The organism is Rhodanobacter sp. UC4452_H20 (genome assembly GCF_052978205.1).
In genome coordinates this window covers 3,222,176-3,234,914 of record NZ_CM129662.1, presented here as the reverse complement: position 1 = coordinate 3,234,914, position 12,739 = coordinate 3,222,176, and the positions used below count along the sequence as shown (strand labels likewise).

The 12,739-nt window shown below is 68.5% G+C and carries 12 protein-coding genes; 9 read left to right on the top strand and 3 right to left on the bottom strand.

Features of this window, described 5'->3' with window-relative positions; all coding sequences use genetic code 11:
- Window positions 1-10: 10 nt before the first annotated feature.
- The 8 genes from ACVCMC_RS14985 (at window position 11) to ACVCMC_RS14950 (ending at window position 9,056) form a co-directional block, all read left to right on the top strand.
- Window positions 11-1,564: a S10 family peptidase gene (locus tag ACVCMC_RS14985; protein ID WP_447097872.1), complete on the top strand. Its 1,554-nt coding sequence runs from the start codon at window positions 11-13 to the stop codon at window positions 1,562-1,564.
- A gap of 16 nt (window positions 1,565-1,580) precedes the next feature.
- On the top strand, window positions 1,581-3,275 hold the full coding sequence (acpA, locus tag ACVCMC_RS14980; protein WP_447097871.1) for an acid phosphatase: 1,695 nt from the start codon (window positions 1,581-1,583) through the stop codon (window positions 3,273-3,275).
- A gap of 21 nt (window positions 3,276-3,296) precedes the next feature.
- Window positions 3,297-4,250, top strand: a complete 954-nt coding sequence (pip, locus tag ACVCMC_RS14975; protein ID WP_447097870.1) for a prolyl aminopeptidase — start codon at window positions 3,297-3,299, stop codon at window positions 4,248-4,250.
- A 101-nt stretch (window positions 4,251-4,351) separates the two neighbouring features.
- Window positions 4,352-4,993 (top strand): glutathione S-transferase family protein, encoded by a 642-nt coding sequence (locus ACVCMC_RS14970; protein ID WP_447097869.1) that lies wholly within the window; start codon window positions 4,352-4,354, stop codon window positions 4,991-4,993.
- A 73-nt stretch (window positions 4,994-5,066) separates the two neighbouring features.
- Entirely contained in the window at window positions 5,067-6,929 is a 1,863-nt protein-coding gene (locus tag ACVCMC_RS14965) for a M1 family metallopeptidase (RefSeq protein ID WP_447097868.1), read from the top strand.
- A 44-nt stretch (window positions 6,930-6,973) separates the two neighbouring features.
- Window positions 6,974-7,912: an alpha/beta fold hydrolase gene (locus tag ACVCMC_RS14960; RefSeq protein ID WP_395121275.1), complete on the top strand. Its 939-nt coding sequence runs from the start codon at window positions 6,974-6,976 to the stop codon at window positions 7,910-7,912.
- 164 nt (window positions 7,913-8,076) lie between these two features.
- Complete coding sequence (locus ACVCMC_RS14955; protein ID WP_447097867.1) at window positions 8,077-8,622, top strand: sterol desaturase family protein; 546 nt, start codon at window positions 8,077-8,079, stop codon at window positions 8,620-8,622.
- Between the two features lie 38 nt (window positions 8,623-8,660).
- A complete protein-coding gene (locus ACVCMC_RS14950; RefSeq protein WP_447097866.1) occupies window positions 8,661-9,056 on the top strand; it encodes a YciI family protein in 396 nt (131 codons plus the stop codon).
- 22 nt (window positions 9,057-9,078) lie between these two features.
- Here the strand turns inward: ACVCMC_RS14950 and ACVCMC_RS14945 are convergent, their stop codons facing one another.
- The 3 genes from ACVCMC_RS14945 to ACVCMC_RS14935 form a co-directional block, all read right to left on the bottom strand.
- Window positions 9,079-9,849, bottom strand: a complete 771-nt coding sequence (locus tag ACVCMC_RS14945; protein WP_395120473.1) for a M48 family metallopeptidase — start codon at window positions 9,847-9,849, stop codon at window positions 9,079-9,081.
- A gap of 132 nt (window positions 9,850-9,981) precedes the next feature.
- Complete coding sequence (locus ACVCMC_RS14940) at window positions 9,982-10,899, bottom strand: recombination-associated protein RdgC (RefSeq protein ID WP_447097865.1); 918 nt, start codon at window positions 10,897-10,899, stop codon at window positions 9,982-9,984.
- A gap of 163 nt (window positions 10,900-11,062) precedes the next feature.
- Window positions 11,063-12,265, bottom strand: coding sequence for an amino acid aminotransferase (locus ACVCMC_RS14935; protein ID WP_447097864.1), 1,203 nt, complete (start codon window positions 12,263-12,265; stop codon window positions 11,063-11,065).
- Window positions 12,266-12,528: 263 nt separating this feature from the next.
- Between ACVCMC_RS14935 and ACVCMC_RS14930 the strand changes: the two genes are divergently transcribed.
- Window positions 12,529-12,735 carry a YdcH family protein gene (locus ACVCMC_RS14930; RefSeq protein WP_395120478.1) on the top strand — a complete coding sequence of 69 codons (207 nt, stop codon included), beginning with the start codon at window positions 12,529-12,531 and terminating at the stop codon, window positions 12,733-12,735.
- Window positions 12,736-12,739: the final 4 nt, after the last annotated feature.

The following is a 12,739-nucleotide window of genomic DNA, read 5'->3' as shown; positions in this document are numbered from 1 at the left end:
GCCTCTCGCCATGCGCCATTCCCTCATCGCCCCGCTCGCCTTCGTCCTGGCCATCGGCCTTGCCGCCCCGCTGCATGCGGCCGACAGCAACCCGCACGACAGCAAGTCCCAGGCCGACAAGGACACCAAGAAGGACACGCTGCCGATCCCGCCCGAACGCAAGGTGGTGACCTCGCACAGCGTGCGCATCGATGGCCGCAACGTGGCCTACAAGGCCACCGCCGGCACCTTGCTGATCAAGGACGACAAGGGCCAGCCCACGGTCAGCATGTTCTACGTGGCCTACACCGTCGGCGACGGCAAGGCCGCGCAGCGGCCGGTCACCTTCCTGTTCAACGGCGGCCCCGGCTCCTCCAGCATGTGGCTGCACATGGGTTCGGTCGGGCCGGTACGGGTGGCCAACGCGGGCGACCAGCCGATCCCGCCGCCGCCGTACAGCACGGTGCCGAACGAATACAGCCTGCTCGACAAGTCCGACCTGGTCTTCATCGACGCGCCCGGCACCGGCTATTCGCAGCTGGTCGGCGCGGCCAAGGGCAAGGACTTCTACGGCATCGATCAGGATGCCGACGCGTTCGCGAAGTTCATCACCCGCTACGTCGGCGACAACCACCGCTGGAACTCGCCGAAGTTCCTGTTCGGCGAGAGCTACGGCACCACCCGCTCGGCGGTGCTGGCCAAGCAATTGCAGGACCAGGGCATGGAGCTCAACGGCATCGTGCTGATGTCCTCGATCCTGGACTTCAGCGTGTGGGCCAACACCGGTGTCGACCACGGCTACATCGTCAACCTGCCGACCGAGGCCGCGATCGCCTGGTACCACAACAAGGTACCGAACAAGCCCGCCGACCTGGCCGGCTTCATCGCCGCCGTGCGCCAGTTCGCCAGCACCGACTACACCCTGGCACTGGCCAGGGGCGACGCGATCACGCCGGCCGAGGCCGACCGCATCGCCACGCAGCTGAGCCAGTACATAGGCCTGTCGACGACGTACATCAAGCAGGCCAACCTGCGCATCGACCCCAGCCGCTTCCGCAAGGAGCTGCTGCGCGACCAGCGCCGCACGGTTGGACGTCTGGACGGCCGTTTCGAAGGCATCGACCCGGATGCCGCCGGCGAGACGCCCGACGGCGACGCCGCCAGCGATGCCGCCACCGGCGCCTACCTGGCCGCCTTCAACCAGTACGCCACCAGCGCCCTGAACTACGCCAGCGACCACGCCTACCTGCCCAACAACTACGGCGTCATCAACCGCAACTGGGACTGGAAGCGCGAGCACCAGCGCTTCCCGCAGGCGCCGTACGTGGGCAGTGACCTGGCCGACACGATGCGGCGCAACCCGCATCTGAAGGTCTTTTCCGCCAACGGCTACTACGACCTGGCCACGCCGTTCTACGCCACCGAGTTCGACCTGGGCCACCTCAGCCTGGACCCGGCGATCAGCAAGAACATCGAGTACGGTTTCTATCCGTCCGGTCACATGATCTACTTCGATGTCGACGCCTTGAAGCAAGTGAAGGCGGATCTGGCGCGCTTCTACGACGAGGCCGCACCGCGGCCCTGACGGAGTCTCCCCAGCCATGACGGACAAGCCGAGCGCACCGCCCGACGCCGACGAGAACGCACCCCGCGACCCTGCCCGGCGCCGCGTGCTGGGCGGCATCGCGCTGGCGGGTGCGGCCGCGACGCTGGCCGGCTGTCGCATCGACGACGCACGCCACGCCAGTGCGCCGACGGGAGATCAAGCGGCGCTCGACGCGCTGCTGCGGCAGCACATCCAGCACGTGGTGGTGCTGTACGCGGAGAACCGCAGCTTCAACAACCTGTTCGCCGGCTTCCCCGGCCTGGCGCAACCGCTCAAGGCGCTCGACTCGCCCGAGTACCGCCAGCGCGACCGCGGCGGCAGTCTGCTCACCACGCTGCCGCCGGTGTGGAGCGGCATGGTGCCGCGCGAGCAGGTGGTCGGCGGGCGCCGCTACCTCATCGACGAGCAGGCCATCACCGGTTTGCCCAACCGGCCTTTCGCGCTGCGCACGCCCGATGGCGAGCTGCTGCCGCACGGCGTGATCACCCGCGATCTGGTGCACCGCTTCTACGAAAACCAGCTGCAGATCAACGGCGGCCGCAACGACGGCTTCGTGGCCTGGAGCAACACCGGCGCGATGCCGATGGGCCACTACGCCGACACGGCCCGCAGCCTGCGCCTGTGGCAGCTGGCGCGGCAGTACACCTTGTGCGACAACTTTTTCATGGGCGCATTCGGCGGCTCGTTCCTCAACCACCAGTACCTGGTCGCCGCGCAGCCGCCGTACTTCCCGCACGCCGACCAGAGCCCGGCGAAACTGCAGATCGCCCAGGTGCAGGGTGACGACCCCACCGGCATCCTGCCGAAGTTCGCCGAAGGCTCTCCGGCGAGCGCGATGCAGGGTCGCCCGGAATGGGCCTCGCGCGATGCCATGACGCCGGACTTCTGGGCGGTCAACACCATGGGGCCGGCCTATGCGCCGGGCTTCAGCCATGACCCGCGCGATCCGCGGCTGGCGGATGCGACCAGCCCGAACACGCTGCCCGCGCAGAGCCACCTGACCATCGGCGACGTGCTGTCGCAAGCCGGTATCGACTGGGCCTGGTATGCCGGCGCCTGGCAGCTGGCGCTCGACGGCAAGGGCGAAGGCGACCACAGCGAGTTTCCGCAGGTGCCGGATTTCCAGCCGCACCACCAGCCGCTCAACTATTTCCGCCAGTTCGCCCCGGGCACGGCGGCGCGTGCGCAGCATCTGCGCGACGCCGGCACCGGCAGCCGCGCCGACAGCAACCATTTCATTGCCGCGGTCGAAGCCGGCCAATTGCCGCCGGTGACGCTCTACAAGCCGCAAGGCAATCTCAACATGCACGCCGGCTACGCCAGCCTCGATGCCGGCGACGAGCACCTGGCGCAAGTGGTCGAGGCGCTGCAGCGCAGCCCGCAGTGGCCGAACATGCTGGTGGTGCTCACGGTGGACGAGAATGGCGGCTGGTGGGATCACGTGGCGCCGCCGAAAGGCGATCGCTGGGGCCCGGGCACGCGCGTGCCGGCGCTGGTGATCTCGCCACACGCGAAGCGGGGCTTCGTCGACCACACGATCTACGACACCGGCTCGATCCTGCGTTTCCTCACCCGCCGTTTCGACCTCAAGCTGCTGCCCGGACTGAAGCTGCGCGACGCATCGATGATCGCCGCCGGCGGCCCGCCGCCGGGCGACCTCACCGCCGCGCTGCAGTTCGCCAGCGCCTGACCCCCGCAGGAAACACCGACCATGCGCGAGCTGTACCCGGAGATCGAGCCGTACCAGACCCATCGCCTCCCCGTGGATGCGCTGCACACGCTGCACGTGGAGGAGTGCGGCAACCCGCTGGGCCTGCCGGTGATCTTCCTGCACGGCGGACCGGGCGCCGGCCTGTCGACCTATCACCGTCGCTTCTTCGATCCGGCGCGCTACCGCATCGTGCTGTTCGACCAGCGCGGCTGCGGGCAGTCCACCCCGTTCGCCGAACTCACCGACAACACCACCACGCACCTGGTCGCCGACATCGAGCGCATCCGCGCCTTCCTGGGCATCGAGCACTGGGTGGTGTTCGGCGGCTCCTGGGGTTCGACCCTGGCGCTGGCGTACAGCCAGGCCCACCCGCAGCATTGCCTGGGCATCGTGCTGCGCGGCATCTTCCTCGGCCGGCCACAGGAATTGCGCTGGTTCAACGAACTCGATGGCGGCGCACGGCAGATCTTCCCCGAACGCTGGGCGCGCTTCCGCGATTTCATCCCGAGCGACGAGCGCGGCGAGATGCTGGACGCCTACTGGCAGCGCCTGAACAGCACCGACGAAGCCACCCGCCTCGCCGCAGCGCAGGCGTGGAGCGCGTGGGAAGGCGGCAGCACCACCCTGGTGCACGACCCCGACGCCGGCGGCATCTTCGAAGACCCGCATCACGCAGTCAGCCTGGCGCTGATGGAAGCCCACTACTTCCGTCACGCGCTGTTCCTCGAACCGGACCAGCTGCTGCGCGACGTGCCGCGCATCCGCCACCTGCCGGCCACCATCGTGCACGGCCGCTACGACATCATCTGCCCCGCCGTCAGCGCCTGGGACCTCGCCCAGGCCTGGCCCGAAGCCACCCTGCACTTCGTGCTCGCCGGCCACAGCGCGGCCGACCCGGCCATCGTCGACCGCCTGGTCGAGGCCACTGACGCGCTGGCCGATCGGTACTGCTGACGGCACGCCGTTTCGGACCGGAACCGCGTCGGCGCAAGAAGCGGATGGCGCGCCCGGCGCGGTGACGCCAGAATGCGCGCCTCACCTCAATGGAGTTGCCGATGCTGACCCTCTACGACTACCTGCCTTCGCAGAACGCCTGGAAAGTGCGCCAGCTGCTGCATCACCTCGGCCGGCCGTATCGCACGCTGGAGGTCAGCATCTTCGAGGGCGAGGGCCGCAGCGAAAGCTATCTGCGCATCAGCCCGACCGGCACGGTGCCCGCGATCGAACTGGACGACGGCCGCACGCTGGCCGAATCGAACGCGATCCTGATGTACCTGGCCGATGGCACGCCGTATGTGCCGGGTGATGCGTTCGGCCGCGCCAAGGTGCAGCAGTGGCTGCATTTCGAGCAGGAGCGGGTGGAGTCGGTGCTCGGCGCGCTGCGCCACTGGACGCTGACCGGCAAGCTGGCGCAACGCGCACCCGCGCTGGTGGAGGCAAAGCGCCACGCGGCGCAGCGCACGCTGGAGATCCTGGAGCGCGAGCTGTCGGAGCGCGACTTCATCGCCGGCGAGCGTTACACCATCGCCGACATCGCGCTGTTCGCCTACGGCAGCCGCGCGGCCGAGGCGGGCTTCGCGCTCGACGAATATCCCGCCATCCGCGCCTGGATCGCCCGAGTGGAGGCACAACCGGGCTTTCTCGCCACCATGCATCCGTACGCGAGCGACCCGCATTCGGCAGGCGAGTTGCCCTGAGCTTTCGTCACAGGCGGCAGCCAGCGCGGCGGTGGCATACTCGGGGTTTCCCGGCCCGAGAGATCTCCCGCCCATGCGCCTGTTTCCGCTTCTTGCCTTCGGTACGCTGCTGTTGCCGGTGGCTGCCCAAGCCAACGATCCGAACTCCTACGCCCAGCCCGACCAGGTGCGGGTGACGCATCTGGATCTCGACCTCAACATCGACTTCCCGCACAAGCAGCTCGCGGGCCAGGCGACGCTGAAGCTGGATTGGCGCAACCCGCAGGCGCAGTCGCTGGTGCTGGATACGCGCGACCTGAAGATCGCCAGGGTCGAGGCGCTGGCCGCCGACGGCAAGGCCACGCCGCTGAAATACGCGCTGGCACCGCGCGACAAGGAGCTGGGCAGCAAGCTCACCATCACCGCGCCGAAGCATCCGGCGCAGGTGCGCATCGTCTACAGCACGGCACCCACCGCGTCCGGCCTGCAGTGGCTGACCCCGGCGCAGACGGCGGACAAGCGCGCGCCGTTCATGTTCTCGCAGTCCGAATCCATCCACGCGCGCTCGTGGGTGCCGCTGCAGGACTCGCCGGCGATCCGCTTCACCTACGACGCGCACGTCAGCGCGCCGAAGAACATCCGCGTGGTGATGAGCGCGCTCAATGACGCGCAGCATCCGCTTGACGGCGATTTCAGGTTCGACCAGCCGCACCCGATCCCGTCCTACCTGCTGGCGATCGCCGCCGGCGACCTCGCGGTGAAGGAAACCGGCCCGCGCTCGGCCGTGTACGCGGAACCCTCGGTGGTGGCCAAGGCCGCGCACGAATTCGAGGACACCGAGAAACTGATCGAAGCCACCGAGAAGCTCTACGGCCCCTACGCCTGGGGCCGCTACGACATCCTGGTGCTGCCGCCCTCGTTCCCGTTCGGCGGCATGGAAAATCCCAACATGACGTTCGCCACCCCGACCGTGCTGGTGGGCGACAAGAGCCTGGTTTCGCTGGTCTCGCACGAGCTGGCGCACTCGTGGTCGGGCAACCTCGTCACCGCCGCGGCGTGGCGTGACATCTGGCTCAACGAGGGTTTCACCACCTACGTGCAGGGCCGCATCACCGAGGCGGTGTACGGCAAGAGCCAGGCCGACGAGGAGGCACTGCTGTCGGCGCGCGCGCTGCAGAAAAGCATCGGCGCGATGGCCGAGAACGCGCAGAAGCTGGCGCCCGACCCGCGCGGCGTGGGCGCCGATGACTCGCTCTCCGACGTGGCCTACGACAAGGGCTCGTGGTTCCTGCGCACGCTGGAGCAACGCTTCGGTCGCGCCGATTTCGATGCCTACCTGAAGGGCTATTTCAAGCATTTCGCCTGGCACAGCATCACCACCGAGCAGATGCTCGACTACATGAAGCCGAACCTGATCGAGAAGTACCCCGGCAAGATGGGCTGGGCGGAGGTGCGCGAATGGGTCTACGGCAGCGGCATCCCCAAGGATGCACCGCTGCCCGAGTCGCCGAGCTTCGACGCGATCGACAGGCAGCGCGGCGAATTTCTTGCCGGCACGCTGGCGGCCGACAAGCTCGACGCGAAGGGATGGAACACGCAGGAGTGGATGTATTTCCTCGACCGCCTGCCCGACGCGCCGGCGCTGGACAGGATGCAGCAGCTCGACGCCGCCTGGCACCTCACCGGCACGCCGAACGCGGAGATCGGCATGCGCTGGTACAGCCACGCGATTGCCGCCGGCGACAAGGCGGTGTGGGATGCCGCCGCCGAGCACATGACCCGGATCGGCCGCATCTACCTCACCACGCCGCTGTACAAGGCGTTCGTGAAAACGCCGGAAGGACTGGCCTTCGCCGAGCAGGTCTACGCCAAGGCGAAAGCCGGCTACCACCCGCTGACCCAGCAGGTGGTGGAGGGCATCCTCGCCAAGGCGAAGCAGGCGGACAAGCCTGAGTGAGCCCGACCTCGCCCACCGATACGACCACGCCGCTGTGGAAGCGCATGCTGCGACGGCGGCTGAAGTTCCTTGCCTGGCTGGTGGCGCTGCTGGCCATCGTGCTGGGCGGCAGCTACCTGTTCGCGCCGCAATGGCTGATGCGCGCCGGGCACCTACGCGAGGCGATGGCGGCCAAGCTGGAAACACACAGCGTGCAGGTCGGCGACACCCGCTGGTCGTACTACGAAGGCGGCGAAGGCCCGACCATCGTGCTGCTGCACGGCTTCGCCGGCGACAAGGATGTCTGGTTGCCGGTAGCCGCGTTGCTGAGTGCACATTTCCATCTGGTCATCCCCGACCTGCCCGGCTGGGGCGAATCCTCGCGCGTGGCGCAGGGCAACTACGACGTCGACGCGCAGGCCGCGCGACTGGACGCCTTCGTGCAGGCACTGCGACTGCCGCGCTTCATGCTGGCCGGCCACGGCACCGGTGCGGCGATCGCCGCCGCGTATGCCGCCGACCAGCCGCAGCGCGTGGCCGGCCTGGCCCTGCTCGATGCGTACGGCCTGAAAGCCGGCGAGAGCGACTTGACGCGCCTGGTACGCGCGGGCAACAACCCCTACCTGTTCGGGGACCGCGCCGGTTATGCGCAGCTGGCCGCGCTGGAGTTCGCGCAGCCGCCCGACCGGCCCGGCCGCTTCGTCGACGTGCTGGTCGAGCGCAATCGGCGCGACCGCGATTTCATCCAGCGCACGTTCCAGGCCTGGCACGCGCAGCCGCTGGCGCTGCAGCAGCGGCTGGGCCGGCTGACCATGCCGGTGCTGGGGTTGTGGTGCCACGATGACAGGATCACCGACATCTCGGCGCTGGACAGCCTGCGCAACGGACTGACCGCCGCCAGCGCGATCAGCACCAGCACGATCAACGGCTGCGGCCACCTGCCGATGCTGGAAAAGCCCGAGACGACGGCGCAGATACTCACCGGTTTTGCGCTGTCGCACTGAACGGAACCGGTCGCCACGGCAGCCGGCGGGGGAAAACATGATGGATTGTGGTTGCCGACATGGGAGAATGCACGCATGAGCCTGCACACCGGCATGGCGCCTGGCAAGAAAGTGCAACGATGAAGCAGAACCTCGTTCGTTCAGCTGTGGATGCGATTGCGCGGATGTCCACCACGCGGACCAACTACTGGACCGAGCTGGTGCTGGACACGGCGCTGGGCGCCTGGCTGCTGGTCGTCGGCTGGCGCCATCTCGACGGCGGTCCCTGGCTGGCTGCCGGCGCGATCGCACTGGGCCTGTTCGCCTTCAGCTTCATCGAGTACTTCTTCCACCGCTGGATGTTCCACACCCGCATCCCGCTGTTCGAGCAGGGCCACCGCATGCACCACGAGCGTCCGCTCGGCTACGACTCGCTGCCGTTCTTCCTGCCGGCGATGGTGCTGATTGCGCTGACCGCGGTGCTGGTGGTGCTGATGCCGTTCGGGTTCGCGCTGCTGCTGGCCGGCTCGATCACGCTCGGCTACATCGTCTACGGCCTGGCCCACTTCATCATCCACCACGTGCGCTTCAAGCAGCCGCTGCTGCGCCGCTGGGCCGGCGCCCACCACGTGCACCACTACCACCCGGATACCAACTTCGGCGTCACCACGCCGCTGTGGGACATCCTGCTGCGCACGCGCTACGTGCGCCAGCCGCGCAAGGCAGTCTGACCGGCGCGTCACCGCGCCCCCTATCGAGGCCAGGTTCCATGCCCACAAACGAGTACCTGCTGATCTCGCGCGGACAATGGGACGAAGACGCCGACAAGGGCGCCGTGCAGGACACCATCGACCGCTTCTACGCCTGGTACGAAGAAGGCCTGGCGCAAGGGCGGCTCAAACCGGGCAGCCGCCTGGCGAACCGCGGCAAGCTGGTGTCCCGCGATGCGGTGACGGATGGTCCGTTCAGCGAATCCAAGGAGCTGGTCGGCGGCTACTGGTTCATCGTGGCCGACACGCTGGAGGAAGCCGCCGCGATCGCCGCGGAGAACCCCTGCCTCGCCTTCGGCCTGACCGTCGAGGTGCGTCCGCTGGAGTCGGCGCGCTCCAGCGTGGAGATCGTCACCAACGAGACACCGCGACGCTGGAAGACCACCGACGCCTGAGCCGGCGAGGACGCCGCGCCGTTCAATCGGCCACGTCGGCGACCAGCCGGTCGAGTTCGGCCTTGAGGATCGCGCCGTGCTGGCGCAGCCAGTCGCGCTGTTCGCGCCAGTCGGGATAAAGCGTTTCCACCAGTGCCCAGAAGCGCGGCGAGTGATTGCGCACGCGCAGGTGGCACAGCTCATGAACCAGCACGTAGCGCAACGCGGCCGACGGCGCCAGCGCCAGCGCGAGGTCGAGGTTGATGCGATCGCGCGTGTCCAGGCTGCCCCACAGGCTCTTCATCGGGCGGATGCGCAGCGAGGTCGGCGCCAGGCCCAGCTGCGGCACGTGGACCGCCATCCAGCGCGACACGTCGCGACGGATCAGCAACTCCAGGTGGGAGGCGAGCAGGCCGCGGGCGATCGGCAAGGCGCGGCTGTGCGGGCGCGGCACCACCAGCGTCAGGCCGCGCGCATGCGCCTCGATCTTCGGATAGGTGCCTTCGGACCAGTCCAGTTCCACCAGTTCGCCGCGCAGCGGAAAGTGGCACGCATGGCCGATGCGCAGCGGCGGCAGCGGCTTGACGATCAGGTTCAGTTCGTCGAGCTTCTGCTCCAGCCACACGGCGTGGCTGCGCAGGAACGCGCTGACCTGCGCCGGATGCGTGCCGCGCGGATACGACACCCGCGCGCCCTTGGGCGTGACGGTGAGGCGCAAACGTCGCGCACGCGGATGGGCGGCCTTCAACACCCGGATGGTGTTGCCGCCTGCCATCGCCAGTTCCAGCCAGTCGCCTTCGAGATGCTGCGTCATGTCCTGCCGTCCATCCGGTACGTCACGCGCGGTCGGCGTGGCGAATCCGGACAGACAGTATGCCGGCAAGCCGGCGCCCCGGCGCAAGGGCCGGGCGGCAGGCCGGCCGCAATTCCGGCCGGCTGCGAAATCTCAGCCGTCGGTGGGACGCGGCAGGCCGAACCATTCCTCCAGTTTGGCCAGCAACCGCGCCAGTTCCAGCGTCAACAGGGCGAAACTGGCGTCCATTTCGGCGTGGGCATCGGCCTGGCTGTCGCCCAGCTCGTCCAGCACCACGTCGAGGAACTTCAGCTTGCGGATGACCAGGTCCTCGCCCAGCACGAAGCTGATGCGGTCGTCGAAGGTCAGCCCCAGCAGGAATACCTGCTTGCCGTTGCGCAGGTGCTCCTTGACCTCTTCCGCATCCAGGTCCTGGCGGCGGCAGCGGGCGATCGCGCCGGTGGCGGTGGCCGGGTCGCGCAGTTCGCATTCGTCGCCCAGCGCCAGCCCGGCCGGCAGGTTGCCGGTGGCCAGCCAGTCGGTCATCAGCACGCGCGGACCTTCTTCCGGCGCCAGCGGCACCGCCGGGAAGCTGCCCAGCGCCTCGCGCACCTGGCTCAGCGCGTTCTCGGCCGACTTGCGGCTGGAGGTGTCCAGCACCAGCCAGCCGTGCTTCTTGTCGACGTAGGCGGACATGCGCGACTGCCGCACGAAGGCGCGCGGCAGCAGCTCGTTGAGCAGGTCCTCCTTGATCCGCTTGCGCTCGCGGCCGCCGACCTTGCGGCCCTCCTCCTCGGCGATCTTCTGCACCTTGCGATGCAGCTCGTCGTTGATGACGGCGGCGGGCAGCAGCTTGTCCTCGCCGCCGACGGTGAACAGGGTGGACTGCTTCACCGCATGGGTGAGCGGCTCGCCCTCGCCGCGGCCGACCGGCGGCACGAAGCCCCTGGTGAACATCTCCAGCGGGCCGCAGGGGCGCAGCCGGTGCTCGGCCAAGGCCTCGTCGAGGCGATCGAGATCGGTGGCGACCGCGGGGGAAAAACGGAACAGGGTGAGGTTGCGAAAGAACATTCGGTATCCGGGTATTGATGAAGCCGGCGGGAAGGATTTCAGCTCCCGCCGTTCGGCCTGAGCGCAGGCCTGAAAGGCCGAAGTCGAAGGGTATCGCAGCGTGCCCTTCGACTCCGCTGCGCTACGCTCAGGGTGAACGGTGGAGCAAGGCGGTGGTGGACAGTCAGCGGCAGACGGCGGCGACCGCCGCGGCCACGGCGTCCAGGTTGGACTCGTTCAACGCCGCCACGCAGATGCGTCCGCTGTCGAGGGCGTAGATCGCGTGCTCGTCGCGCAGGCGGCGCACCTGCGCCTTGCTCAGGCCGGAGTAGGAGAACATGCCGGCCTGCTTGTTGATGAAGCCGAAATCCGGCGCGCCGAGCGCGGCCAGCTTCTCGACGAAGCCCGCGCGCATCGCGTGGATGCGCGAACGCATGCCGCCCAGCTCCTGCTCCCAGCGCGCGCGCAGCTCGGCGCTGCCCAGCACGCCGGCGACCAGTGCGGCGCCGTGGGTGGACGGGCTGGAATAGATCGTGCGGATGACCTGCTTGATCTTCGACTGCAGCCGCGCCGCCTCGTCGCGATCGGCGCCGACCATCGACAGCGCGCCCACGCGCTCGCCGTACAGCGAGAACGACTTGGAGTACGAGTTGGCGACCACGAACGCCTCGATGCCGGAGTCCGCCAGCACGCGCACCGCGGTGGCATCCTGTTCGGTGCCGCGGTCGAAACCCTGATAGGCCATGTCGACGAACGGCAGCAGCTTGCGCTCGCGCAGCAATTCGACCAGTTGCGCCCATTGCGCGGCATCCAGATCCACGCCGGTGGGGTTGTGGCAGCACGCATGCAGCAGCACCACGGTGCCGGGTTCCATCCGGCCCAGATCTTCCAGCATGCCGGCGAAATCCAGGCCGTGGCTGGCCGCGTCGTAGTAGCGGTACTCCAGCAGTTCGAAGCCGGCGGTGCGGAACACCACGTGATGGTTGCCCCAGCTCGGGTTGCTGATCGCGACCTTCGCGTTTGCACCGGCCACCTGCCTGAGCAGGTCCGCCGCCACGCGCAGCGCGGCGCTGCCGCCGATGGTCTGCGCGGTGGCCACGCGGCCGGCCGCCAGCAGCGGCGACCGTTCGCCGAACACCAGCTGCTGGGTCAGCCGGTTGTACGCGGCGAGGCCGTCGATCGGCAGGTAGCCGCGCGGCTTCGCCGCCGCAGCCAGCGCCAGCTCCACCTCGTGCACGGTGGGCAGCAGCGGAATGCGCCCCTGCTCGTCCACGTAGATGCCCACGCCGAGGTTGATCTTGTGCGGCCGCGCGTCCGCCAGATAGGTTTCGGTGAGGCCCAGGATCGGATCGCCAGGGGCCATTTCAACGGGGGCAAAGAAGGACACGATCGGTACTCGATGGGTGGGGAAGGCACGCGCCGGGGCCGTCGATGGACGGCTTTCTCCGGCATGGCGGCGCGACGCACGGGAGAACGGCGCGAAACACCGCCGACTATAGCAAGAGCCGGCCGGCCACCGCAGCGGCGGGCGGGCCGCAACCGCCGCCCACGGCAGCGCGCGGAGCCGCCGCGTGATCCGTGGCGATTACCGCTGGCGCAGCGCCACCAGCGCGCTAAAATGGGCGGTACGTCACACGTTTGGCCATTCCCATGCCGATCCAGGATCACGCCGAAATCGCCCACCTGCTTGCCGAGCTCAAGCTGGAACATCGCGATCTCGACGTGGCGATCGACGAACTGGCCCACGCCATCGGCCGCGACGAACTGCAGCTGACCCGGCTCAAGAAGCGCAAGCTGCTGCTGAAGGACCATATCGCGCGGCTGGAAAGCAAGCTGATCCCCGACCTCGACGCCTGAGCCC

Bases quoted from the DNA above. Each gene is read 5' to 3' on its own strand.
- ACVCMC_RS14945 (WP_395120473.1), bottom strand. From the start codon at position 9,849: ATGACGCAGCATCTCGAAGGCGACTGGCTGGAACTGGCGATGGCAGGC.
- ACVCMC_RS14930 (WP_395120478.1), top strand. From the start codon at position 12,529: ATGCCGATCCAGGATCACGCCGAAATCGCCCACCTGCTTGCCGAGCTC.
- ACVCMC_RS14985 (WP_447097872.1), top strand. From the start codon at position 11: ATGCGCCATTCCCTCATCGCCCCGCTCGCCTTCGTCCTGGCCATCGGC.
- ACVCMC_RS14955 (WP_447097867.1), top strand. From the start codon at position 8,077: ATGTCCACCACGCGGACCAACTACTGGACCGAGCTGGTGCTGGACACG.
- ACVCMC_RS14970 (WP_447097869.1), top strand. From the start codon at position 4,352: ATGCTGACCCTCTACGACTACCTGCCTTCGCAGAACGCCTGGAAAGTG.
- ACVCMC_RS14965 (WP_447097868.1), top strand. From the start codon at position 5,067: ATGCGCCTGTTTCCGCTTCTTGCCTTCGGTACGCTGCTGTTGCCGGTG.
- ACVCMC_RS14940 (WP_447097865.1), bottom strand. From the start codon at position 10,899: ATGTTCTTTCGCAACCTCACCCTGTTCCGTTTTTCCCCCGCGGTCGCC.
- ACVCMC_RS14950 (WP_447097866.1), top strand. From the start codon at position 8,661: ATGCCCACAAACGAGTACCTGCTGATCTCGCGCGGACAATGGGACGAA.
- pip (WP_447097870.1), top strand. From the start codon at position 3,297: ATGCGCGAGCTGTACCCGGAGATCGAGCCGTACCAGACCCATCGCCTC.
- ACVCMC_RS14960 (WP_395121275.1), top strand. From the start codon at position 6,974: ATGCTGCGACGGCGGCTGAAGTTCCTTGCCTGGCTGGTGGCGCTGCTG.
- acpA (WP_447097871.1), top strand. From the start codon at position 1,581: ATGACGGACAAGCCGAGCGCACCGCCCGACGCCGACGAGAACGCACCC.